This window comes from Streptomyces sp. NPDC058796, assembly GCF_042745235.1.
Lineage (GTDB): Bacteria > Actinomycetota > Actinomycetes > Streptomycetales > Streptomycetaceae > Streptomyces.
In genome coordinates, this window is record NZ_JBHYOP010000011.1 from 182,673 (window position 1) to 205,559 (window position 22,887).

The following is a 22,887-nucleotide window of genomic DNA, read 5'->3' on the forward strand; positions in this document are numbered from 1 at the left end:
CCGTCAGGCGCCCCCCCTGCGCCTAGAAGAAGCCCAGCTTCTTCGGCGAGTACGACACCAGGAGGTTCTTCGTCTGCTGGTAGTGCTCCAGCATCATCTTGTGGTTCTCCCGGCCGATCCCCGACTGCTTGTAGCCGCCGAACGCGGCGTGTGCCGGGTAGGCGTGGTAGCAGTTGGTCCAGACACGGCCCGCCTGGATCGCGCGGCCGGCGCGGTAGGCGGTGTTCATGTCGCGGGTCCACACCCCGGCGCCGAGGCCGTACAGGGTGTCGTTGGCGGTCTTGATCGCGTCGTCGAAGTCGTCGAAGGACGTGACCGACACGACCGGGCCGAAGATCTCCTCCTGGAAGATCCGCATGCGGTTGTGCCCCTCGAAGACCGTGGGCTGGACGTAGTAGCCGCCCTTCAGCTCTCCCTCGTGCTCGACGCGTTCGCCGCCGGTGAGCACCTTGGCGCCCTCCTGCCGGCCGATGTCGAGGTAGGAGAGGATCTTCTCCAACTGGTCGTTGGAGGCCTGGGCGCCGATCATCGTGTCGGTGTCCAGCGGGTGGCCCGGCTTGATCAGCTCGGTGCGGGCGACGGCGGCCGCCATGAAGTCGGCGTAGTTGCCGCGCTGGACCAGCGCCCGGGACGGGCAGGTGCACACCTCGCCCTGGTTGAGGGCGAACATCGTGAAGCCCTCGAGCGCCTTGTCGCGGAAGTCGTCGTCCTGGGCCCAGACGTCGTCGAAGAAGATGTTGGGCGACTTGCCGCCGAGCTCCAGGGTGACCGGCTTGATGTTCTCCGAGGCGTACTGCATGATCAGCCGCCCGGTGGTGGTCTCCCCGGTGAAGGCCACCTTCGCCACCCGCGGGCTGGACGCCAGCGGTTTGCCGGCCTCCACGCCGAAGCCGTTGACGATGTTCAGGACGCCGGGCGGCAGCAGGTCCGAGACCAGGCTCAGCCAGTAGTGGATCGAGGCGGGAGTCTGCTCGGCGGGCTTCAGGACCACCGCGTTCCCGGCGGCGAGGGCGGGAGCGAGCTTCCAGGCCGCCATCAGGATCGGGAAGTTCCACGGGATGATCTGCGCGACGACCCCCAGCGGCTCGTGGAAGTGGTACGCCACGGTGTCGTCGTCGACCTCGCCGAGCGAGCCCTCCTGGGCGCGGATCGCGCCCGCGAAGTAGCGGAAGTGGTCGACGGCGAGCGGGATGTCGGCCGCCAGCGTCTCGCGCACCGGCTTTCCGTTCTCCCAGCTCTCGGCGACCGCCAGGCGTTCCAGGTTCGCCTCCATGCGGTCGGCGATCTTCAGCAGGATGCCGGAGCGCTCGGTCACCGAGGTCCGGGCCCAGCCCGGGGCCGCCTCGTGCGCCGCGTCGAGCGCCCGCTCCACGTCCTCCGCCGTGCCGCGCGCGATCTCCGTGAACGGCTGGCCGTTCACCGGTGACGGGTTCTCGAAGTACTGCCCGCGCGTGGGCGGCACGTACGCGCCGCCGATGAAGTGGTCGTAGCGCGACTGGTAGGAGACGATCGCGCCCTCGGTGCCGGGCGCCGCGTAACGGGTCATCCTGTCTGCCTCCCTCGTCGAGTGCTGCCCGCCGTTGGACAGCTCTGCGCGTGAGGCTAGGCAGCCGGACGTTGCAGACAGGTTGCGTCCACGGCGGCAGCCGTCCGCTTCCGGACCGCGACCGGTCGGGCCAGGACCACCACGTCTTACGGGGCCGCCAGCTCGGACTCCAGCGCGGCGAGCCGGGACCGGGCCGCGGCCGTCGGCCGGACCGCGGCCAGGGCGCGCCAGACGTCGAGGTCGTCCTCGCCCCACGGGGCGTGCGCCCAGTCGGCCAGCAGGTCGGGATCACCGCGGGCGATCAGCGCGGCGCGCAGTCCGTCGGCGAGCCGGCGTCTGAGCCGCACGACCGCCGGGGCCCGTGAGCCCGGCAGCAGCGGACCGGCGTACGCCGTCGCGGCCGCCGTCACGGCACCGGACCGCAGGCGACGCTCGACCACCGTGGCGTCGGACTCGACGGGCATCGTCAGCCGGTAGGGCCGCGACACCAGTCGGCCGGGTCCCAGGATGCCGCGCAGCCGGGTGAGTTCGGCACGCAACGTCACCGGTGGCACCGTCTCGTCCTCGTAGAGCGCGCACAGCAGCTCGTCACCGGTCAGGCCCTCCGGGTGGTGGGCCAGCAGCACGACGATCTCGCTGTGCCGCCGGCTCAGCCGCGTTCGGCGCCCGTCCGAACTGAGCAGCGCCTCGTCGCGGCCCAACGCGGTCAGCCCGGCCCCCTCGGCAGCGGACTGCTCCGGGGCGAGCAGTGCCAGCTGCGACTCGGCGGCACGCGCGACCGCCTGGACGAAGCCCAGACTGTGCGGGTGCGCCAGGCCGTCCCCGCCGGTGATGTCCACCGCGCCGAGCACCCGTCCGGTGCGGGGATCGTGCACCGGAGCGGCCGCGCACGTCCACGGCTGAACCCGGCGGATGAAGTGCTCGGCCGTGAACACCTGGACGGGCCGGCCTACGGCCACCGCCGTGCCCGGCGCGTTCGTCCCCACCGCCGACTCCGCCCACCGGGCGCCCGGCACGAAGTTCATCCGGTCCGCCCGGCGCCGGGTCGCCGGGTGCCCCTCGACCCACAGCAGTCTGCCGTGCGCGTCGCAGACCGCGAGCAAGTGCTCGCCGTCGGCGGCGAACGTCCCGAGGAGCTCCCGGATCATCGGCATCACCCGCGCCAGCGGATGCTCGGCCCGGTAGGCGCCCAGGTCGTCGTCCATGAGTTCCACGCTCGCGGTGCCGTCCGGGCCGACACCCGCCCGGACCGAGCGTCGCCAGGACTCCGCCACCACGGGGCGCACGGGCCGCGGCACCGTACCCGCCACGGTGAAGGCCTCGTGCGCTCGCCGCAGCGTCCGCGCGCGTTCGACGGGGTCGGCTCCCGGTTCCAGAGCCAGCCATTGATCAGTCAACTCGGCCTCCCCGGAAGCTGTCGCGACGGGGCCATCGTCACTCCGTGGACCGGAGCGGACAACCACTTCGACCGGTCTGATCACCCGAATGTGGCCTTCCGCTGAGGCCTTCCGCCGTGAGCCGGGCGTGGCTCAGGCGAAGTTGACCAGTCTGATGTATCGGGTCCAGTCCCACAGGGGCCCCGGGTCCGTGTGGTCGCTGCCCGGTACCTCGTGGTGCGCGATGATGTGCTCCCGGTCCTTGGGGATGCCGTACGTGGTGCAGATCGCCGCGGTGAGCCGGGCCGACTGCTCGTACATGGCGTCGGTGAAGTACTCCGGCCGGTCCACCCACCCCTCGTGCTCGATGCCGATGCTGCGGGTGTTGTAGTCCCAGTTCCCCGCGTGCCAGGCGATGTCGGCCTCGCGGACGCACTGCGCCACGTGCCCGTCCGAGGAGCGGACGACGTAGTGCGCCGAGACCTGCCTGTCCGGGTCGCGGAAGATGGAGAGGGTGTCGGCGTACGTCTCCTGCGTGACGTGGACGACGACGTAGTCGACCGGGTAGGCGGAAGGGCGGGTCGACCGGGTGTAGTTGGACGTGCTCGCCGGCAGCCACTCGACGGGTGGGTACTCGGCGGCACGGGGGTCCGGACCCGGGTCGGCTCCGGGCCGTGCGCCGGTGCCGGAATGTGCCGCGGCACGAGTGCCGGAGAACAGGGCGAACGGGACGGTGGCGAGCGCGGCGCCCTGCAGCAGGCGCCGCCTGGTCGGTACGGGGGCGGCTGTCCTTTCCCTCTCCATGGACTGACCTTTCGTCGGTGGGGGCCTGGGCCCGGTGGGGGGTGTTCGGCGCGCGACGGCCGCCGAGGAGGAGTGGAGGCCGGCGCCGCGGACGCCGTCCGTCGTCCGTCGCGCCGGGTGCGTCCGCGTGAATCACCGTACGGGCAGCGGGGATTGCGCAGAAGAGCGCCGCGCCGTTCCGTGGACAGCCGCCGCCTTGTGGATATCGCGCTCACTCGAACGAGTGACGAAAGGGTGGGAGACGGGGGGCGTCGTGCGTGCCGCCGACGGATCAGAGTGCTTCCCGGCTCGCGCTCAGGCCCGTTCCGCCACTGCCGCCGGATCGTCCAGGACGGCCCGCACCACCGAGTGGGCGGCGCCCAGCAACGGTCCCCGGGATCCGAGTTCCGACACCGAGACCGGACACGCCGGGCCGGCCGTGCGCCGGGCCAGCTCGTCATTCAGTGACGGCAGCAGCCAGGGGGCGAGCCCGGCCAGCGCTCCGCCCAGTACCACGCCCTCGGGATCCAGCAGGTTGACCGCCCCGGTCAGTGCGATGCCGAGTGCCGTGCCAGCCTCGCGCAGGGCACGCCGTACGGCCTCGTCCCCCTCGGCCGCACGTTCCGCGAGCATTCCCACCCGGTCCTCTCCCGGCTCCAGACCGGCCGCGCGCAGGACCGCCTTCTCGCCCGCGTACTGCTCCAGGCACCCCCGTCCACCGCAGGCGCACGCCGGTCCGTCGGGCCGGACGGGCACATGGCCGAGCTCGCCCGCGAAGCCGCGGGTGCCGCGCAGCAGCCGCCCGTCGACGACGAGGGCGGCACCGATGCCGATCTCGGCCGAGACGTGCAGGAAGTCCCGCGGGGTGCCGTCGCCGAGCCAGAGTTCGGCGAGCGCGCCGAAGTTGGCCTCGTTGCCCACGGTCAGCGGCAGGCGTTCGGGCAGCAGTGGGCCCAGGTCCGTGTCGTGCCAGTCCAGGTTCGGGGCGTGGACGACGGTACGGGCGTCCCGTGCCACGAGTCCCGGCACGGCCAGTGCGAGCCCGGCCGGCCACAGTCCCTCGGCCTCGGTCTCGGAGACGACCTGCCGCACCAGGCCGTTGAGCTGTTCGAGCACCGGCTCCGGGGAGCGGCCCCGATTGCTGCCGTGGCGCACCACACGCGCCCGCAGGCTGCCGCGCAGGTCGACCGCGCAGACCGCGAGGTGGTCCACACCGACCTCCGCCCCGATGCCGGCCGGCCCCTTCCCGCTGACGGCGAGCGCCGACCCGGGCCGCCCCACGCGGCCGGGGCGCTCAGGGCCCAGTTCCTCCAGCAGTCCCGTGCGGATGAGCTCGTCCACGAGGGTCGACACCGCCGCACGCGTCAGCCCGATCCGGGAGGCCACGGCGGCCCGCGACAGCGGGCCCTCCGCGCTGACGGCGTGCATCACACGGGCGAGGTTGCGCCGGCGCATGCCCTGCTGGGTGTCCGGCAGGGCCCGCCCGGGACGGGGCGGGTGGCTGTGGGCTTCGTGCGGCGGTGCGGTCATGCCTCCGTCAGTCCTCGGTCGGTCTCTCGGTCGTCCGTTCGGTCGCGCCGCCGGAGCCGTCGACAGGCGGCGCCGACGGCACCCGTCCGGGGCGACCCGCGGCGGTCGCCGGGCGACACCCGCGCCGTCGGCGGCGTCGCCCGTGTGGTCGCGTCCTCAACCGGAGCCCACGCCTCGCTCCAGCAGGGGTGCCGCGTCGGAGAGTACCCCGGAGATCCTGGTCAGCGTCGTCTCGTCGCGTTCCACGGCGTCCAGCACCGGCCCGGCGGCCGTGTCCCAACGGCGGGCGACCGCAGCCGCGTCCTCGCCGGTCAGCAGGCCGGCCGCCTGCGCCGCGGCGCCGAGCGCGACCAGCTCCCTGGCCTCGGGAATCTGCACGGGCCGCCCCGACAGCCGTCGTACGGTCTGCTGCCAGGCGGTCCCGCGCGCACCGCCGCCGATCAGCAGGAGCGGCGCGGACGGGTCGGCGTCGGCGTCGAGGACGAGATCGAGCGCACCGAGGAGCGAGTGGACGGCACCGTCGTAGGCGGCCTGGAGCAGCTGGCCGGCGGTGGTGTCGTGACGCAGCCCGTGCAGGAGGCCGGAGGAGTGCGGCAGGTTCGGTGTGCGCTCGCCGTCCAGGTAGGGCAGCAGCGTGACGGCGGTGCCGGGCTCGACGGCCTCCCGGTCCAGGCCCAGCAGGGCGGCGACGCGGTCGACGGCGAGGGTGCAGTTGAGGGTGCAGGCCAGCGGCAGCCAGTCGCCGCGCGCGTCGGCGAATCCGGCCACGGTGCCGGTCGGGTCGGCGGAGCGGTGCCGCGACACGGCATAGACGGTGCCCGAGGTGCCCAGGCTCATCACCGGCACGCCCGGGCGCAGTCCGAGGCCCAGCGCGGCGGCCGCGTTGTCGCCGGTGCCGGCGGCGACCAGGGTGCCCTTGGAGAAGGGCAGGCCGTGGCCGTCGCGCACGGTTCCGGCCACCTCGCCGGGACGGACCGGACGGGGCAGCAGCGCAGGATCGAGCCCCACGTGCGCGAGGATCTCCTCGTCGTATGCCTCGGTGCCGGAAGCCCACCAGCCGGTGCCGGACGCGTCGCCGCGGTCGGTGGTCCCCTCGCCGGTGAGCCGTTCGGTGAGGTAGTCGTGGGGGAGCCGTACCGCCTTCGCCGCGCGGGCGGCCTCCGGTTCGTGCTCGGCCAGCCAGGCCCACTTGGTGACCGTGAACGAGGCACTGGGCACGCTGCCCGTGCGCTCCGCCCAGCTCTTGGGACCGCCCAGCTCCTCGATCAGGCGGCGGGCCTGCGGAGCCGAACGCACGTCGTTCCACAGCAGGGCCGGGCGCACCGGCTCGCCCTGGGCGTCCAGTGTGACAAGACCGTGCTGCTGACCGCCGACGGACACCGCGGCGGCCTCCCGCGCGGCGTCACCACACTGGTGCAGGGCCTCGCGGAGCGCGTCCCACCACTGGCGGGGGTCGCTCTCGCGGCCGGCTCCTGAGGACACCGTGTGGGGTGCCTGGCCGCTCGCGACGACCTGGCCGGTGGCCGCGTCGACGACCAGCGCCTTGGTGGACTGGGTGGACGTGTCCACGCCGACGACGAGCGGTCCCTCGGCTGCTGACATCGGGCTTCTCCCTCTTCCGCGGCTCTCTGCGGGATCTGACTGGACTGCCTGGACTTGCTGGATTGGCTCGACCACTCCTTCGGAGACACCTTGTCCCTTCCCAGGAGCGTGTGTGCATACTAATTTGTAAAGCGCCATGACGAAATAGTCGGCAGCGAGTGATCGGCAGCGAGTGAGGAGCCGCGGAATGAACTACCAGCCCACTCCCGAGGACAGGTTCACGTTCGGTTTGTGGACGGTCGGCTGGCAGGGCCGGGATCCCTTCGGCGATGCCACCCGGCGTGCGCTGGATCCGGCGGAGTCGGTGCGCCGCCTGGCCGAGCTGGGCGCGTACGGGGTCACCTTCCACGACGACGACCTGATCCCGTTCGGGTCGAACGACACCGAGCGCGAGGAGCACGTCAAGCGGTTCCGGCAGGCGCTGGACGCGACCGGCATGAAGGTGCCGATGGCGACGACGAACCTGTTCACGCACCCGGTGTTCAAGGACGGCGCGTTCACGGCGAACGACCGGGACGTGCGCCGGTACGCGCTGCGCAAGACGATCCGCAACATCGATCTCGCGGTGGAGCTCGGCGCGAGCGTGTACGTCGCCTGGGGCGGCCGGGAGGGCGCGGAGTCCGGCGCGGCCAAGGACGTGCGGGACGCCCTGGACCGGATGAAGGAGGCCTTCGACCTGCTGGGCGAGTACGTCACCGAGCAGGGTTACGACCTGAAGTTCGCGATCGAGCCGAAGCCGAACGAGCCCCGAGGCGACATCCTGCTCCCGACGGTGGGTCACGCACTGGCGTTCATCGAGCGGCTGGAGCGCCCGGAGCTGTACGGCGTGAACCCCGAGGTCGGCCACGAGCAGATGGCGGGGCTGAACTTCCCGCACGGGATCGCGCAGGCGCTCTGGGCCGGCAAGCTGTTCCACATCGACCTCAACGGCCAGTCGGGCATCAAGTACGACCAGGACCTGCGCTTCGGCGCGGGTGACCTGCGGGCCGCGTTCTGGCTCGTCGACCTGCTGGAGAGGGCCGGCTACGCCGGTCCGCGGCACTTCGACTTCAAGCCCCCGCGGACCGAGGACCTCGACGGAGTGTGGGCGTCGGCGGCCGGCTGCATGCGCAACTACCTGATCCTCAAGGACCGGGCGGCGGCCTTCCGGGCGGACCCGCAGGTGCAGGAGGCCCTCGCGGCGGCGCGCCTTGACGAGCTGGCCCGTCCGACCGCCGAGGACGGCCTCGCGGCCCTGCTGGCCGACCCGACCGCCTACGACACCTTCGACGTGGACGCGGCCGCCGCGCGCGGCATGGCCTTCGAGCACCTGGACCAGCTCGCCATGGACCACCTCCTCGGCGCCCGCTGACGCGTCTGCCCGGGCACCCGCCGAGCGGTCAGGCCCCTGTGCGAAGGCTCCAGCCCCCGTCCGTCGGCCGGACGGGGGTTGGAGCCTGTCGGTGCGTCAGGCGCCGGCGGAGAGCAGTCAGCCGTTGCCGGCGGCAGCGTCACGGGCCGGCACCGGTTGCCCGCGGCAGCACCCTCATGGGCGCCCGCACCGGCTCTCAGGGTTCGTCCCCGACCGCCGGTACCGCCGACGCCAGGGCCGTCGCCGGGTCGTGGGCCGCGCCGCCCGCGGGGACCCAGCGCCCGCGCTCCTTGCGGTACGGCCACCAGCGGCCCTCGCGGTCCAGACGGAGCTGGTGCGGAGCGCCGACGACGGTCCAGCGGTTGCCCCGCGCCCGCAACGCGGGCCGTTCGCCCTCCTCCCAGGCCGACTCGAGTGCCGCACGCGCGCGTGCGAGGATGCCGCCCTCCACCGTCCACTCCTGCTCCAGCACGGACAACGCTGCCCCGCCCCCGAGCCGCCACGCGCGGACGGCGGCGTCCAGGGACTCCGCGGTGCGGCCCGAGCCCTCGCCGAGCCGGCGCGACACGTCCGGTCCCGGATCGCCCGCGGCCAGGCGCACGGCGTCCTCGGAGGCGTCGGGTTCCGTGCTCACGGCCTGCCGTTCGTGCCCACCGCGCAGGGCCTCGGCGAGCAGGCGGTGTGCCTCCGCCGCGGCCCGGGAGGCCAGGAAGCCCAGGGCGGCCGGGTCGACACCGGGCGGTGGCGCGGTCCCGGTGTCCAGGGACGGCGGTACACCCGGCGCGTCCCGGACAACGGGCGGACGGGGCAACGGAGGCAGCATGTGCCCCGTCGCGTACGCCTCGGCCGCGTCCACGCCCTCCGGAGGGCGGGCACCGTCCTCCGCGGGCGTTCCGTGCGACTGGAGGGCGTCGAGTACGGCGCTCTCCGCGCGGCCGCGCATCAACAGCAGCACGAAGGGATCCTGGTCCAGCAGCCTGGCGACCTGATAGCACAGCGCCGCCGTGTGCCCGCAGTGGTCCCAGGCGCCGCAGTCGCACTCCGGCTCCAGATCGCCCATGCCCGGCAGGAGGTCGATGCCGGCGCTCGCGGCGTCCTCCACGAGGTGCGGCGGCATGTCACGGTCCAGCAGCGCCGCCACATGACCGGACCGCTCGATCGCCAGGCCGACGAAACGGTCCCACTGAGCGTCGGACAGCTTCTCCAGCAGGACGTCGGCCCGGTGGGCCGTACGGTCCCGGTCCCGGACGACGGCGGTGATGCGCCCCGGTCGCACCGACACCGCCCCGACCGCCCCCGCGCGCGCGAGCCGGCGGCCCGTCTTCACCTGCGCCGCGTCCATCGCCGCCTCCTCCAGCGACTTCAGCCAGGCCCGCCCCCACCAGGTCTGCGCGAAGCCACGGCCGTGCGCGGGCGGCAGTGCGGCGAACGTCCGCTCGGTGTCCTCGTCGTAACGGTTCACTCCGTGTCCCCTCGCAGCTCCACCAGGTCGGCCAGTTCCGCGTCCGTCAGCTCCGTGAGCGCCGCCTCGCCCGCTCCCAGCACCGCGTCGGCCAGTTCCCGCTTGCGGTGCAGCAGGGCCGCGATGCGGTCCTCGACGGTCCCCTCGGCGACCAGCCGGTGCACCTGCACCGGGCGGGTCTGGCCGATGCGGTAGGCGCGGTCGGTGGCCTGCGCCTCCACCGCCGGATTCCACCAGCGGTCGTAGTGCACGACGTGCTCCGCGCGTGTGAGGTTCAGTCCGGTGCCCGCCGCCTTGAGGGACAGCAGGAAGACCGGAACCTCGCCGTCCTGGAACCGCCGCACCATCGACTCCCGGGCCGCGACGGACGTGCCGCCGTGCAGGAACAGCGAGGCCACGCCCCGGTCGGCCAGGTGCTGCTCGAGGAGCCGGGCCATCTGCACGTACTGCGTGAAGACCAGGACACTCGCCTCCTCGGCGAGGATCGTCCCGAGCAGTTCGTCCAGCAGCTCCAGCTTCCCCGACCGGCCTGTGATCCTCGGCCGTTCCTCCTTCAGGAACTGCGCCGGATGGTTGCAGATCTGCTTGAGTCCCGTCAGGAGCTTCACGATCATGCCGCGGCGCGCCATGCTGTCCGCCCCGGCGATCTCCGCCAGCGCCTCGCGCACCACCGCTTCGTAGAGGCCGGCCTGTTCCGTGGTCAGGGACACGGGATGGTCGGTCTCGGTCTTCGGCGGCAGCTCCGGTGCGATCCCCGGGTCCGACTTGCGGCGCCGCAGCAGGAACGGCCGCACGAGCCGCGCCAGCCGCTCCGCCGCCGCCGGGTCCTGGCCGCCCTCGACGGCCTGTGCGTAGTGCCTTCGGAAGCTGCCGAGCCGGCCCAGCAGTCCCGGGGTGGCCCAGTCGAGAACGGCCCACAGCTCCGAGAGGTTGTTCTCCACCGGAGTGCCCGTGAGCGCCACACGCGCGCGAGCGCCGATGGAACGCAGCTGCCGCGCGGTGTCCGAGTACGGGTTCTTCACGTGCTGGGCCTCGTCCGCCACGACCAGGCCCCATGGCACGGCCGAGAGCCGGCCGGTGTCCAGGCGCATGGTGCCGTAGGTGGTGAGCACGAACTCGCCGTCGGCCAGGCCCTCCAGGTCGCGCTTCGTGCCGTGGAAGCGGCGGACGGGCGTGCCGGGCGCGAACCGCTCGATCTCGCGCTGCCAGTTGCCCATGAGAGACGTCGGGCAGACCACCAAGGTGGGACCGGCTGCCGACGCGTCGGTCTGCCGGTGCAGGTGCAGGGCGATCAGCGTGATGGTCTTGCCGAGCCCCATGTCGTCGGCGAGGCAGCAGCCCAGACCCGACGACGTCATGCGCACCAGCCAGTCCAGACCCCGGCGCTGGTAGTCGCGCAGCGTGGCGTGCAGGCCGGCGGGCTGCGGGACGGCGTCCTGCGCCCCGGGATCGGTGAGGCGCTCCCGCAACGCCGCCAGCCATCCCGTGGCGCGCACCTCGACGCGGCCTCCGTCCACCTCCGTCGAGCCCGTGAGAGCGGCGGCGAGCGCGTCGACGGGCGTGACCTTGCGGTCCTGCCGCGTGCGGGCGCGCCGGGCCTCCTCGGGATCGACGAGCACCCACTGGTCACGCAGGCGCACCACAGGGCGGTTGGCCTCCGCGAGCACGTCCAGCTCCTCGCGCGTGAGCCGCTCGTCGCCCAGGGCGAACGACCAGTTGAAGGCGAGCAGCGCGTCGGCCGACAGGAACGACGGGCCGGCGTCCGACGAGGCCGTGCGCGGCGTCGGCCCGTCGTCGGCCGGCCCCACTTCCGCGCGGGTGGTCAGATCACGCGCCAGCTCGCGCGGCCAGTGGACGTCGACCCCCGCGCCGGTGAGTGCCCGGGAGCCCGGTCCGAGGAGTTCCGTGACGTCCTCGTCGGCGAGTTCCACGGCGTCCGGCACGGCGGCCGACAGCAGCGGCGTCAGCGCGGACCAGGCCCGTGCCGCACGGCGCAGCGCGAGCAGGGCGTCCATCCGCGCGCGCGTGCCGAACGCCTCCGCCCCGGTGCCCGCCCACACCTCGGAGGCGTCCGATACGAGCGCGGGATCGCTCACGCTGTGCACTTGGAGCACGGCCCGGAACGCCGGCCGGGCGTCCGGGGACACCGGGGCGGTGAGGCCGCGCACCTCGACACGCAGCGAAAGCCGCACGCCCATGTCGTGACCGGCGGCGACATCGGCGGTCCACGCGCGGAGCCCGGGTTCCCGCCGCGGTTCCCGCGCGGCGTACGCGGGCCCGGCCGTCACCAGCTCGGCGGCGGGGGAGCGGGGCAGCGTGTCGGCGACCGAGTCCAGGAAGTCGCGGACCAGCCGTTCCGGGTCGGGCAGCCGCAGGGGTTCGACGCCGCCGACCGGGACGGCGTGCGCCTCGGGCGGCATGGCGGCGGCCAGGTGCCGTACCCGCTCGGTCTCCTCCGCGCCCAGCGGACCCGTGCGCCAGGCGTCGTGGTCGGCCGCGGACAGACCGGGCAGCAGCAGCCCGCGCGCGACGAGATGGAGGGCCTCGAGGGCCACCGCGCCCCAGAACACGGTCGCCCGGTGGGCGTCGGTGCCGGAACGCGCGCGGGTGAGCAGGGGCAGGGCCGCCCGCACCGGCAGAAGCACGGCGGGCAGCGTCGCCGGCCGCGCTCCGTCGCCTTCGGGCAGGGCGACCGTCAGGTTCTCCACCGACCCCGACGAGGGGCCGACAGGGGCCTCACCGTCGGTTCGCCAGAAGGCGACCCGGCCGGCGCGGGCGGGATCAGCGGGCAGGAAAACGGCACAGCAGCGGGCGAGTTCGGATACCTCGGAGGGCGTTGCCAGAAGAGCGGTCTGCGCAGCGATGACATATTCCTCAAATTTGACTAGTCAGAGATGCGATTGGTGATTGTACACTATGATTCGAAGTGGAGTGCGCCGTCGAGGTGCCGCCTCCATGTGTCTTGAGTCACTCTTTACGTGAGAAGGTGTGCTCCGGGCGGAGGCGCCGAAGGGTTCTCGGGGGCGCGTCAGGGCTCGGTCTCAGGGATGTCTCAGGGTCGCGGTACGGAACCGCAGGAAGCGCGGGCCCGTTTTCAGAACAGAGAGCGGCAGTGGCCGCGAAGGAGGCGAGACCATGTCGAAGAACGCCAAGGTCGCAGCGGGGGGTGTGGCGGTCGGGCTCATCCTGCTGATCTGGCTGCCCTGGTGGGCCGCCCTGCTGATAGTTCTGGGAGTCCCGGCCGCCGCGTATCTCACCCTGGACCCCTCGCAGCGGCGCAGGCTGCGCCGCGTCACGCGGGGGGAGATAGGGCGCTGAGGCGCCGCGCCGCCACGGTCCCGCCCAGGGCGCAGGAGTTGACCACATCACCGCCCGCGGGCCCGCCGACCGTGTGGTCCGCGGGCGGTGCGGTGCCCTGCTCCACCCAGGCGGTCAGCGCGTCGAAGGCCGAACGGAAGCACGGCAGGACCGGCCGCAGACGGTCGGGGTACGTGTCGTACAGCCCGTCGACATGTGTTCCGCCCGTGATCGTGTAGTAGCGGTGCAGGCTGCCCCGCCCGCTCGCGTCGACCATGCGTGTGTACACGTCCGAGTCGGCGGCCTTGGGCAACAGCGCGTCCAGATCGCCGTGCAGGGTGATCAGCGGCTTGCCGATGCGTCCGGTCAGTGCCACCCGGGCCACCGCCCGGTGGACGGCGGCAGGGCGCTGCGCGTAGTCGTACGCCGCGTCGGAGGGGCACGGCGCCAGGATTTCCTGCGGCGTCGACCCGGCGGTGGGGCCCGGACAGCGGGGATCGTAGTCCGGGTCGAACTCGGCCCGGTAGATCTTCTGAGTCAGACCCCAGTAGGCCTTCTCGTGATACGGCCACAGGAACTCGCTGCCACGCGCGAATCCCGCCGCGTACAACTCCTCGTCCCGTGCCGCGCCGAACGTCCGGGCGACTGTGACCGGCAGGGACGTGAGCAGACTCGGGCCGTTCGCGGTCCACAGCGCGCCCTCCCAGTCCACACCGCCGTCGTACAGCTCCGGGTGGTTCTCCAGCTGCCACCTCGTGAGGTAGCCGCCGTTGGAGATGCCGACGACGTAGGTGCGTCGCGGCGCGTGTCCGTAGCGCTTGGCCGCCACCCGGCGGGCGGCCCGGGTCAGCTGCGTGGTCCGCGTGTTCCACTCCGCGACCGCGTCCCCGGGCCGGGCGCCGTCCCGGTAGAAGTCCGTTCCACTGTTGCCCTTGTCGGTCGCGGCGTACGCGTACCCCTGGGCCAGGACCCGGTCGGAGATCGCCTTGTCCGTGGCGTACTGCTTGCGCGTGCCCGGCGCCCCGGTCACCACGAGACCGCCGTTCCAGCGGTCCGGCAGCCGGATCACGAACTGCGAGTCGTGCCGCCAGCCGTGCGTGGTGTTGAAGCGGGAGGAGTCCGGGAAGTACCCGTCGACCTGGATGCCGGGGACTCCGGACGGCGTTCTGGTACCACTGGCGGTCAGACCGGCCTGGTCGGACATGTCGGTGTACGGGGTGCCCGCGAGACCGGTCGTCGTCAGATCGTCGAGGCAGGCGGTGCGCTGCAGGGCCGCTCCCGGCACCCGCACGCGCTCCTGGCGGGCGCAGTGCCCGCTGCCGTCGGCCGCCCCGGCGGCGGGCGCCGGCCCGGTGAGCGAGACCGCCGTGAGAACGGCGGCGAGGAACGGAACACCGCGGAGCGTACGCATCGGGGCCTCCAGGCGTGAAGGGGGAGTGGAGCTCGGAGCTGAGCTCGGAGCTGCCCCATCCTGCGAGCCATCTCCGGCCTCTTCCATGGGTTGGAGCCACATGTGAAGAGAGCCGGGCATGGGGGGCGAGAACAGTCGGGGACGTAGGCCTTCCCGACGCCAGCCGGCAACGCGTCTCGGTTTCCCGTCCTCGGATCAGCTCGGCCGTACGGCCATCCGGTCGAGTGCTTCCAGGAGCCCGGGCAGCGAGGGGCCCCTGCCCACGGGCAGGACCTCACCGGGCTCCTCGTCGAGCAGGACGAAGGCGATGTCGTCGGTCCTGGCGACCAGCGACCAGCCTGGACCGTCGGCCCGCAGCGTCCGCGCGTCCCCCGACGCGAAGGACGACCGCACCCGGCCCAGCGGCGGCGGCGTGTCGATGTAGGCGCGGGCCTCGGCCAGGACCCGCCGGACGCCGCTGTGCCCGAAAGCCCCGGTGCCGGCCCCGTCCGTGGCACCGTCCCGGCCCGTGACTTCGGCCTCGTCAGCGGAAGCGTGCTCGGCCTCGCCGGCGCCGGTGTCCCTTCCTGCCTCCGGCCCGTCCTCCGGACCGCCGTCCGCCCCTACGGCGCTTCCGGCGGGCGCGGTGAAGTCCGCGTCGTCGATCTGCTCCCGCCACTGCGCCCACTGCGCAGCGATCTCGTCGGCCCCCATGCGCCGCTGCGCGGGCCCCCAGACAGCGGTGTCCGGCGGTGACAGTGCGGGCTGGTCGGCGGTCTCGGGGACGGGATCGTGCGGCGCGGGGACTCCGGGGGCGGCCACGGCGACCGGGAGGGGCCAGCCGGGCAGCGCGGCGACGACCGTACGCTCGTCCGGCGACAGGTCGTACTCCATGCCGCAGTCCCAGGACGCCACGGCGACGGCGACCAGCGAGACGTCGTCGATGACGACCGTCCACCGGGCGCCGTCACCGTCCTGGCCGAGCACCAGGCCGTAGCCGTCGGCCAGCGGCGGGAGTCCGAGCGCCGCGCACGCCTCCACGTAGTCGTCGCCCAGCACACTCGGGAACTTCGCAGGCGTCAGCAGCACCGCCGTGAGCACGTAGAGCGCATCCTCCGCGGCGGCGACGGCGTCCTCGTCCGTCCCGGCCATCCCAGCCTCCCCATCGGTTCGTCCAATGGCGCGCACCCTAGTGCGGCCGGGAAGCCCTTGTCACGACTCCCAGACGCACCCGAGCTGCAGTTTTCCGGCTGGACGGGGGCGAATCGACCACTCCTCCCGCACCCGCGCGTCATGTCGCGGGCAGCCCCAGCAGCGCCCGGGCCACGTCCCGGGGCGACTCGTCGCGGTCCCGCGCGAGCGCCAGCACGGCCCGGCACGCCAGCTCGTTCACGCCGAACGACAGTGCCTCCGGCGACACCCAGCCCGTCGCCTCGTCGATCATCTCCTGGTCGTCCTCCGCGCACGCCGAGACGTACGCGGCGGCGGCCTCGAACAGGTTGTGCGAACGCGGCTCCCCTCCCGCCTTCCCCACCGTGCGCCGAGTGGCGCGAGATCTGCTCCAGGCCTCGTGGATCTTCCCGAACAAGCGGATCACCCTCCCCTGCCGATTCCCTGGCTGATCGTGCATATCCCGTTGTTCAACGTAGAGTTGATGCCTCGACGGCAGAAGGGGAAGGCCACGGTGAAGCGTTTCGAGCGCCTGGAGCAGATCCGGCGGATGGACCCGTACGAGGACGCCTCGGAGATCTACCGGCTCTCCTCGGCCTATGAATTCCCCTGGGACTTCGCCCGCGCCCTGGAACTGGCGCTCTACCGCACCTACGCCGTCCCGAGCATCGGCCGGCTGCTCGCCGAGACGGCGGAGTTCACCGGCCGGACGCAGAAGCGGTACGACGACACCGCGCTGCTGCTCGACGCCATCGTCGAGCACGGCTTCGGCAGCGAGCAGGGCCGCACGTCCATCCGGCGCATCAACCAGATGCACCGCAGCTACGACATCTCCAACGACGACATGCGCTACGTCCTGTGCACGTTCGTCGTGATCCCCAAGCGCTGGATCGACAGCTACGGGTGGCGCAGGATGTCGCGGCACGAGACCGTCGCCTCGGCCGTCCATTACCGCACGCTGGGCCGGTACATGGGCATCAAGGACATCCCCGCCTCGTACGAAGAGTTCGAAAGCTGCCTCGACGCCTACGAGGACGTCCACTTCGCCTGGGACGAGGGCGGGCGCCGGGTCTCCGACGCCACACTCGACCTCATGGCCTCCTGGTACCCGGGCGCCCTCGCCCCGCTCCTGCGCACCGGGACCCTGGCCCTGCTCGACGAACCCCTCCTGCGGGCCTTCCGCTATCCCACGCCGAGCCCCGCCGTCCGCGCGATCGTGCGCCGCGCGGTGCGGCTGCGCGGGCGGACGGTCCGGCTGATGCCGCCGAGGCGCGCTCCGCACCACGCCCGGCAGAACCGGGAGATCAAGGGCTACCCGAACGGCTACCGGCTGGCGGAGCTGGGTACCCGCCCCGTTCCGGGCGTGCGGGGCTGTCCGGTCCGGCACATCGACACGTCAGCCGCGGAGTGAGCCGATCGTCTCCCGCGGCCGGCTGAGTCCGGCACGCGAGGTGACCCGCGTGCAGGGTGGACTCAGCGGCGACTGGAGGGCCGGGCGGAGCCGGCGGCCGCGGAGTGCGCGTGGTGACCGTCCCGGGTGCCGGGCACAACGTCGTGCTCGACCGGCCCGACGAGTACGCGGCGGTCGTCGCACCGGGAAGCCGAGCGGTCAGCTCTCCCGCACGGCCAGGGCCAGGAAACGGGCGTCCTCGTCCACGTACGACGTCATGCGCCACCCGGAGCCGGCCAGCAACGGCCGGAGACCGGACTCGGCGCGCAGGTCGTCCGGGGCTACCCGCCGTCCCTGCCGGGCCGCCAGCGCCGCCCGTCCGATCGGGTGGAACAGCGCCAGCACACCACCGGGGCGTACGACGCGCGCCAACTCCCGCAGGTTCCCGGCGGGATCGGGCAAGTGCGCGATGAGACCCGCGGCGAACACGGCGTCGAGCGACCGCGACCGCAGGGGCAGCGCGGCGACGTCGGTCAGCAGCAACCGTCCGAAGCGGTCCCTCCCGGCCCGTACGGCGGCCTGCAGCATGGCGGGCGTCAGATCGGCCCCGACGACGAGGCCCGAGGGGCCCACGGCCGCGCGCAACGGCGGCAGGGCACGTCCGGTGCCGCAGCCCGCGTCGAGCACACGGTCCCCCTCGCGCAGACCCAGCTCGGCCACCGCGGTCGTGTAGGCGGGGCCGTCGTCAGGGAACCGGCTGTCCCAGTCGGCCGCGCGGACGCCGAAGAACTCCTGGACGTGTGTGTGGTCGTCGCTCATGCTCCGCATGATCCCCCAATCGAACGGACGATGCCGGGGTGCACACGTTCGAGCGTGATGCGATCGTTCCACCGCTTCTCTGTGTCAGATAGCAACACCTTTCGAAACGCGCCCCCGTGGTGTGCCCTCCCCGGGACTAGCGTCCCGGGGCCATGGGACACCTGGACCACGCCGCCCTGGGCTGGCTGACCCCCGTGCTGTCGTACGCGATGGCCTGTACCGGCGCCGCCCTCGGGCTGCGCTGCACCGTGCGCGCCCTGGCTGCCACCGGCCGTACGCGCCGCAACTGGCTGCTCACCGCGGCCTCGGCGATCGGCACCGGCATCTGGACGATGCACTTCGTCGCCATGCTCGGATTCCGCGTCAGCGGCACCGACATCCGCTACGACGTACCGCTCACGCTCACGAGCCTGCTCGTCGCCGTGGTCGTCGTCTGTGCCGGCGTCTTCGCGGTCGGCTACGGACGAAACCGCCTGCGAGCACTCCTGCTCGGCGGACTCACCACGGGGCTCGGTGTCGCCAGCATGCACTACCTGGGCATGGCCGCCGTACGCCTGCACGGTGACGTGAGCTACGCCCCCGTCCGGGTCGGCCTCTCCGTCCTCATCGCCGTCGCCGCGGCCACGGCGGCCCTGTGGGCCGCGCTCAACATCAAGTCCGCCCTCTCTGTCACCATCGCCTCCCTGACCATGGGAGCGGCCGTGAGCAGCATGCACTACACCGGCATGCTCGCGGTGAGCGTACGGGTCGCACCTTCCGGTGAAGCGCTGCCCGGGGCCACGGCGATGCAGTTCATCTTCCCCCTCGCCGTCGGACTCGGGTCCTACCTCTTTTTGACCTCGGCCTTCGTCGCGCTCTCACCGACGGCAGGAGAGCACGAGGCCTCCGCGGCGGCGCGCCAGCCCCTCGAAAGCGCCGCCGGGAGCACGGCCGGTGGCACCGCCCGGTAGCGGCGGCCCCGGGCGTCAACGGTCCCGGTGGCGGCGTCCCGACTCCGTTCCGAGCGAGGAAACCATGCGTACACCACGAACGTCTCCCGGTGCCGAGCCGCCGCCCCGGCCACCCTTGCGCGGCCGTCGGGCACACGCCGGGCCACCGGCCACGGACGAGGACCCCACGGACACGGCACAACGCCCGGACGGCACACGCGCGTGGCGCAGACGCATCCGCCCGCGCACCGTCCGCGCCAGGATCGTCTGCCTGCTGATGGTGCCCGTCGTCTCCCTGCTGACCCTGTGGGCGTACGCCACCGTCACCACGGCGCAGGACATCTCACGGCTACGACAGGCGCAGCGCGTGGCCGCCGAGGTCCGGGCCCCCGTGAGCGCCGCCGTCGCCGCCCTGCAGCAGGAGCGACGTGCGGCGGTACGCCGCGCCACCGACCCGTCGGCGGTCCCGGACGACGACTACAGGGCACACGCCGCACGCACCGACCGCGCGGTGGCGGAACTGCGCCTCGGCGACCGCCACACCGTCGCCGACAGCGGGGAGCTCCCCGCCTCGGTGGCCCGGCGGCTCGAGGCGTTCGTCACCGGAGCCGAACGGCTCGGACCGCTGCGCACCGCCGTCCTCGATCGCAGCGCGCACTGGGCGGACGCCTACAGCCAGTACACGACGACGATCTCGGCGGCCTTCCGCGTGGGCGGCGCGCTGAGCGGCATCCAGGACGCCGATCCGGGATCCGGCGCACGCGTGCTCGTCGAGTTCGCCCGCGCGGGCGAGGCGCTCGCCCAGGAAGACGCGCTGCTGGCCGGCGCCCGCCTCGCCGACGGCCTCGACGGAGAACGGCTGAGGCTGTTCACGGGCGCCGTCGACAGGCGACGGACCCTCACCGAGTCCTCCGCCGCCGACCTGCGCGGCCCCGAACGCGTCGCCTGGCAGAACCTCGCCGCCTCCAGCGCCTACGCGACGCTGGAGGCGGCCGAGGACAAGCTGCTCGCCCCGGGCGCCGAGGACCGGGCGGTCGAGGCGGCGGCACCACCCGCCGCCTGGGAGGGGGCGCACGCGCGCGTGCGGGACGGTATGCACGCGATCGAACTGGACGCCGGGCGAGGCGCCGCCGACCGCGCCGACCCGTTCACGCGCGGAGTGCTCACGCCGGCCGGTGGCGCCGTTCTCCTCGGTCTCCTCGCCGTCGCCGCGTCGCTCGTCATCTCCGTACGCATCGGCCGCGGCCTCGTCGTGGAACTGGTCGGTCTGCGCAACAGCGCCCTGGAGATCGCCCGCCACCGACTACCCGAGGCCATGCGCAGACTGCGCACGGGCGAGGAGATCGACATCGGTCCCGAGACGCCACCGGGGCCGCCCGCCGACGACGAGGCCGGTCAGGTCGCCGAGGCACTGGACACCGTGCACCGGGCCGCCCTGCGGGCCGCGGCCGAACGTGCCGAACTCGCCAGCGGCATCTCCGGGGTCTTCGTCAACCTCGCCCGCCGCAGCCAGATCCTCGTTCACCGTCAGCTGAGCCTCCTGGACAGCATGGAACGCCGCTCCGACGATCCGAACGAGCTCAGCGACCTCTTCCGCCTCGACCACCTGACCACCCGCATGCGGCGCCACGCCGAGAGCCTGATCATCCTCTCCGGCGCCGCACCGGGCCGTGCCTGGCGCATGCCGGTCTCCCTCACGGACGTGGTGCGCGCGGCCGTCTCCGAGGTCGAGGACTACGCGCGCGTGGAGGTACGGCACCTTCCCGAGGCGTCGGTCGTCGGCGTCGCGGTCGCCGATCTGACCCACCTCGTGGCCGAACTGATCGAGAACGCGGCCCAGTTCTCGCCGCCCCACACGCGCGTGCGTGTCACCGGTGAGCCCGTGGGCAACGGCTACGCCGTCGAGATCGAGGACCGCGGGCTCGGCATGGGCAAGGACACCCTCGCCGAGGCCAACCACCGGATCGCCCGGTCCGAGGCGCTCGACCTGTTCGACAGCGACCGGCTCGGCCTGTTCGTGGTCAGCCGGCTCGCCGCCCGGCACGACATCAAGGTCCACCTCAAGACCTCGCCCTACGGCGGCACCACCGCCGTCGTCCTCCTGCCCACCGCCCTCCTGCACGGCGGAACGCCGGAACATCCGCCCACAACGGCCTACGAGGCCTCACGGCCGGAAGACGCCGGGTACGCGCGCGTACCGGGCGCCGCCGCGTACCAGGAGCCCGTCACCGCACCGGCCGGGCGTCCGGCACTGGCGGTCTCCGCACCGGCGACGGCGGAGAGCTCGGCACCGGGCCGGCCCCGAGGAGCCACTCCCTTGGGACTGCACCGATCCCCTGACGACTCCGTCACCGCCGACGGACCAGGCCCACCGCCCACGACGGGCCGGCCCGACGACGGCGCCGGGACCGCGGCGGCGGACCGGACCGACGACCTCCCCCGTCGCGTGCGGCAGGCGAGCCTGGCTCCCCAACTGCGCGACGGACGCCCGGCGGTCCCCGTGCCGCCGCCCTCCGCACGCGCACACGACGAGCGCACCCCGGAACTCGTACGGGAGCGCATGACGGCCTACCGCGACGGCTGGTCGCGCGGCGGTGGCCGACGCCCCGGCCCTCGGACACCGCCGGACGCGCGGGCCGGCGGCAGCAGAGACGAAGGAGACCCCGCATGATCCACGACTCCGGCACCGGGAGCGCCCGGCGGACCCGCGAACTCGACTGGCTCCTGGACGACCTCGTCGGGTGCGTGCACGAAGTACGGCACGCCGTGGTGCTGTCGAACGACGGACTCGCCGTGGGCGCGTCGACGGACCTCGGCCGTGAGGACGCGGAACATCTCGCGGCGGTCGCCTCCGGTTTCCACAGCCTGGCCAAGGGCGCGGGCCGGCATTTCGGTGCCGGGGGCGTACGCCAGACCATGGTCGAGATGGATGACGGCTTCCTCTTCGTGGCCGCCGCCGGGGACGGCTCCTGTCTCGCCGTCCTCACCGCGGTGACCGCCGACATCGGTCTGGTGGCCTATGAGATGGCACGACTGGTCAGACGCGTCGGTGAGCACCTTCACACCGCGCCACGGTCCGCCGCGCGGCCGCCCGCCGCGGATGACCGGAGAGGGCCGCACCGATGACCGACCACACCACGGGCACCGGCCGGGACCGGCCGGGCAGCCAGTGGTACGACAACGAGGCCGGGCCCCTGGTCCGCCCCTACGCGATGACCGGCGGACGCACGAGGCCCGGACCGGCGGGCATACGCTTCGACCTGATCGCCCTCGTCACCCGCGTCCCCGGCGCCCCGGGCTCCGACAAGGCCGTGCTCGGGCCAGAGCACCGGACTCTGGTCCACCTGTGCCGCTCGGAGACCCAGTCGGTCGCCGAACTGGCCGCGGACGCCGACCTGCCCGTGGGCGTCGTCCGCGTGCTCCTCGGCGACCTGGTGGGACTCGGCTGTGTGCCCGTCAGCCGACCCGCACCGCCCGCGCACTTGGCAGACGAACGGATTCTGCGCGAAGTGATCGCCGGACTCCGCGCACTGTAGAGGAGCCGACAGCCATGACCCGCACAACCGCGCACGACCGAACCGACCGGGAGAAGTGATCGATGGTCTCCGAGCAACCCGACGCCACGGACGGCGACACGACGGCGCTGGCGTTGAAGATCCTGGTCGCCGGAGGATTCGGCGTGGGCAAAACGACTCTGGTGGGCGCGGTCAGCGAGATCAGGCCGCTGCGCACGGAGGAACAGCTCAGCGAGGCGGGCCGGCTGGTGGACGACACCGACGGCCTCGACCGCAAGGTCACCACCACCGTCGCCATGGACTTCGGGCGCATCACCATCCGGTCCGGGCTGTCCCTGTACCTCTTCGGCACCCCGGGGCAGGACCGCTTCTGGTTCCTGTGGGACGAACTGGCCCAGGGCGCGCTCGGTGCCGTCGTCCTCGCGGACACCCGGCGCCTGGCGGACTGCTTCCCGGCCGTGGACTACTTCGAACACCGGCACATCCCGTTCGTGGTGGCCGTCAACTGCTTCACGGGGGCGCGCCGCCACGAGACACATGACGTCCTGCGCGCCCTCGACCTGGACCGGGGAACGCCCGTGGTGCTGTGCGACGCCAGGGACCGCGACTCGGGGAAGGAGGTGCTGATCCGGCTGGTCGAGTACGCCGGGCGGATGCACACCGCCCGGCTGCTCGACTCCGTGCGCTGAGGAGGCGGCCCAGTCCTCCCGCGCGCAGTGCGGCGGTG

General features: G+C 73.1%; 19 protein-coding genes. 8 read left to right on the top strand and 11 right to left on the bottom strand.

Features of this window, described 5'->3' with window-relative positions; translation table 11 throughout:
* Positions 1-22: 22 nt before the first annotated feature.
* From ACFW47_RS27020 to xylB, 5 genes are all read right to left on the bottom strand, one after another.
* Entirely contained in the window at positions 23-1,546 is a 1,524-nt protein-coding gene (locus ACFW47_RS27020; RefSeq protein WP_386285356.1) for an aldehyde dehydrogenase family protein, read from the bottom strand.
* Positions 1,547-1,692: 146 nt separating this feature from the next.
* Positions 1,693-2,943, bottom strand: a complete 1,251-nt coding sequence (locus tag ACFW47_RS27025) for a GAF domain-containing protein (RefSeq protein ID WP_386307407.1) — start codon at positions 2,941-2,943, stop codon at positions 1,693-1,695.
* Positions 2,944-3,075: 132 nt separating this feature from the next.
* A complete protein-coding gene (locus ACFW47_RS27030; protein WP_386307409.1) occupies positions 3,076-3,726 on the bottom strand; it encodes an N-acetylmuramoyl-L-alanine amidase in 651 nt (216 codons plus the stop codon).
* 294 nt (positions 3,727-4,020) lie between these two features.
* The gene (locus ACFW47_RS27035) at positions 4,021-5,235 is read right to left on the bottom strand and encodes an ROK family protein (protein ID WP_386285348.1); all 1,215 of its coding nucleotides are present in this window, start codon (positions 5,233-5,235) and stop codon (positions 4,021-4,023) included.
* Positions 5,236-5,391: 156 nt separating this feature from the next.
* On the bottom strand, positions 5,392-6,837 hold the full coding sequence (gene xylB / locus ACFW47_RS27040; protein ID WP_386285345.1) for a xylulokinase: 1,446 nt from the start codon (positions 6,835-6,837) through the stop codon (positions 5,392-5,394).
* A 187-nt stretch (positions 6,838-7,024) separates the two neighbouring features.
* On the opposite strand from xylB, the gene xylA reads away from it, so the two are divergent.
* Positions 7,025-8,188 (top strand): xylose isomerase, encoded by a 1,164-nt coding sequence (gene xylA, locus ACFW47_RS27045; RefSeq protein ID WP_386285343.1) that lies wholly within the window; start codon positions 7,025-7,027, stop codon positions 8,186-8,188.
* Between the two features lie 196 nt (positions 8,189-8,384).
* On the opposite strand, the gene ACFW47_RS27050 is transcribed toward xylA, so the two are convergent.
* Positions 8,385-9,650 (bottom strand): SWF or SNF family helicase, encoded by a 1,266-nt coding sequence (locus ACFW47_RS27050; RefSeq protein WP_386285341.1) that lies wholly within the window; start codon positions 9,648-9,650, stop codon positions 8,385-8,387.
* Positions 9,647-12,514, bottom strand: a complete 2,868-nt coding sequence (locus ACFW47_RS27055) for a DEAD/DEAH box helicase (RefSeq protein ID WP_386285719.1) — start codon at positions 12,512-12,514, stop codon at positions 9,647-9,649. The genes ACFW47_RS27050 and ACFW47_RS27055 overlap by 4 nt, the downstream gene beginning before the upstream one ends.
* Positions 12,515-12,785: 271 nt before the next feature.
* Between ACFW47_RS27055 and ACFW47_RS27060 the strand changes: the two genes are divergently transcribed.
* Positions 12,786-12,968 carry a hypothetical protein gene (locus tag ACFW47_RS27060; RefSeq protein ID WP_386285339.1) on the top strand — a complete coding sequence of 61 codons (183 nt, stop codon included), beginning with the start codon at positions 12,786-12,788 and terminating at the stop codon, positions 12,966-12,968.
* On the opposite strand, the gene ACFW47_RS27065 is transcribed toward ACFW47_RS27060, so the two are convergent.
* From ACFW47_RS27065 to ACFW47_RS27075, 3 genes are all read right to left on the bottom strand, one after another.
* Entirely contained in the window at positions 12,943-14,358 is a 1,416-nt protein-coding gene (locus ACFW47_RS27065; RefSeq protein WP_386285337.1) for a tannase/feruloyl esterase family alpha/beta hydrolase, read from the bottom strand. The two genes, ACFW47_RS27060 and ACFW47_RS27065, sit on opposite strands and share 26 nt — an antisense overlap.
* Before the next feature lie 195 nt (positions 14,359-14,553).
* Positions 14,554-15,489, bottom strand: a complete 936-nt coding sequence (locus ACFW47_RS27070; protein WP_386285335.1) for a hypothetical protein — start codon at positions 15,487-15,489, stop codon at positions 14,554-14,556.
* Between the two features lie 139 nt (positions 15,490-15,628).
* Entirely contained in the window at positions 15,629-15,967 is a 339-nt protein-coding gene (locus ACFW47_RS27075; RefSeq protein ID WP_386285333.1) for a hypothetical protein, read from the bottom strand.
* A 24-nt stretch (positions 15,968-15,991) separates the two neighbouring features.
* Here ACFW47_RS27075 and ACFW47_RS27080 point away from each other — a divergent pair, with 24 nt between their 5' ends.
* Entirely contained in the window at positions 15,992-16,918 is a 927-nt protein-coding gene (locus ACFW47_RS27080) for an oxygenase MpaB family protein (protein WP_386307410.1), read from the top strand.
* A 198-nt stretch (positions 16,919-17,116) separates the two neighbouring features.
* On the opposite strand, the gene ACFW47_RS27085 is transcribed toward ACFW47_RS27080, so the two are convergent.
* Positions 17,117-17,716 (bottom strand): class I SAM-dependent methyltransferase, encoded by a 600-nt coding sequence (locus tag ACFW47_RS27085; RefSeq protein WP_386307411.1) that lies wholly within the window; start codon positions 17,714-17,716, stop codon positions 17,117-17,119.
* Positions 17,717-17,868: 152 nt separating this feature from the next.
* Between ACFW47_RS27085 and ACFW47_RS27090 the strand changes: the two genes are divergently transcribed.
* The 5 genes from ACFW47_RS27090 (at position 17,869) to ACFW47_RS27110 (ending at position 22,849) form a co-directional block, all read left to right on the top strand.
* The gene (locus ACFW47_RS27090) at positions 17,869-18,666 is read left to right on the top strand and encodes an MHYT domain-containing protein (protein WP_386307412.1); all 798 of its coding nucleotides are present in this window, start codon (positions 17,869-17,871) and stop codon (positions 18,664-18,666) included.
* Positions 18,667-18,730: 64 nt separating this feature from the next.
* Positions 18,731-21,316, top strand: a complete 2,586-nt coding sequence (locus tag ACFW47_RS27095; protein ID WP_386307413.1) for a nitrate- and nitrite sensing domain-containing protein — start codon at positions 18,731-18,733, stop codon at positions 21,314-21,316.
* Positions 21,313-21,771, top strand: coding sequence for a roadblock/LC7 domain-containing protein (locus ACFW47_RS27100; protein WP_386307414.1), 459 nt, complete (start codon positions 21,313-21,315; stop codon positions 21,769-21,771). The genes ACFW47_RS27095 and ACFW47_RS27100 overlap by 4 nt, the downstream gene beginning before the upstream one ends.
* Entirely contained in the window at positions 21,768-22,181 is a 414-nt protein-coding gene (locus ACFW47_RS27105) for a DUF742 domain-containing protein (RefSeq protein ID WP_386307415.1), read from the top strand. Before ACFW47_RS27100 ends, ACFW47_RS27105 begins: the two co-directional genes overlap by 4 nt.
* Before the next feature lie 62 nt (positions 22,182-22,243).
* Positions 22,244-22,849, top strand: coding sequence for an ATP/GTP-binding protein (locus ACFW47_RS27110; RefSeq protein ID WP_386285317.1), 606 nt, complete (start codon positions 22,244-22,246; stop codon positions 22,847-22,849).
* Positions 22,850-22,887: the final 38 nt, after the last annotated feature.

Coding starts and splice junctions, on each gene's coding strand:
- xylA (WP_386285343.1), top strand. CDS start 7,025: ATGAACTACCAGCCCACTCCCGAGGACAGGTTCACGTTCGGTTTGTGG.
- ACFW47_RS27080 (WP_386307410.1), top strand. CDS start 15,992: ATGCCTCGACGGCAGAAGGGGAAGGCCACGGTGAAGCGTTTCGAGCGC.
- ACFW47_RS27030 (WP_386307409.1), bottom strand. CDS start 3,726: ATGGAGAGGGAAAGGACAGCCGCCCCCGTACCGACCAGGCGGCGCCTG.
- ACFW47_RS27065 (WP_386285337.1), bottom strand. CDS start 14,358: ATGCGTACGCTCCGCGGTGTTCCGTTCCTCGCCGCCGTTCTCACGGCG.
- ACFW47_RS27085 (WP_386307411.1), bottom strand. CDS start 17,716: ATGAGCGACGACCACACACACGTCCAGGAGTTCTTCGGCGTCCGCGCG.
- ACFW47_RS27095 (WP_386307413.1), top strand. CDS start 18,731: ATGCGTACACCACGAACGTCTCCCGGTGCCGAGCCGCCGCCCCGGCCA.
- ACFW47_RS27060 (WP_386285339.1), top strand. CDS start 12,786: ATGTCGAAGAACGCCAAGGTCGCAGCGGGGGGTGTGGCGGTCGGGCTC.
- ACFW47_RS27105 (WP_386307415.1), top strand. CDS start 21,768: ATGACCGACCACACCACGGGCACCGGCCGGGACCGGCCGGGCAGCCAG.
- ACFW47_RS27035 (WP_386285348.1), bottom strand. CDS start 5,235: ATGACCGCACCGCCGCACGAAGCCCACAGCCACCCGCCCCGTCCCGGG.
- ACFW47_RS27090 (WP_386307412.1), top strand. CDS start 17,869: ATGGGACACCTGGACCACGCCGCCCTGGGCTGGCTGACCCCCGTGCTG.
- ACFW47_RS27020 (WP_386285356.1), bottom strand. CDS start 1,546: ATGACCCGTTACGCGGCGCCCGGCACCGAGGGCGCGATCGTCTCCTAC.
- ACFW47_RS27110 (WP_386285317.1), top strand. CDS start 22,244: ATGGTCTCCGAGCAACCCGACGCCACGGACGGCGACACGACGGCGCTG.
- xylB (WP_386285345.1), bottom strand. CDS start 6,837: ATGTCAGCAGCCGAGGGACCGCTCGTCGTCGGCGTGGACACGTCCACC.
- ACFW47_RS27075 (WP_386285333.1), bottom strand. CDS start 15,967: ATGCACGATCAGCCAGGGAATCGGCAGGGGAGGGTGATCCGCTTGTTC.
- ACFW47_RS27070 (WP_386285335.1), bottom strand. CDS start 15,489: ATGGCCGGGACGGACGAGGACGCCGTCGCCGCCGCGGAGGATGCGCTC.
- ACFW47_RS27100 (WP_386307414.1), top strand. CDS start 21,313: ATGATCCACGACTCCGGCACCGGGAGCGCCCGGCGGACCCGCGAACTC.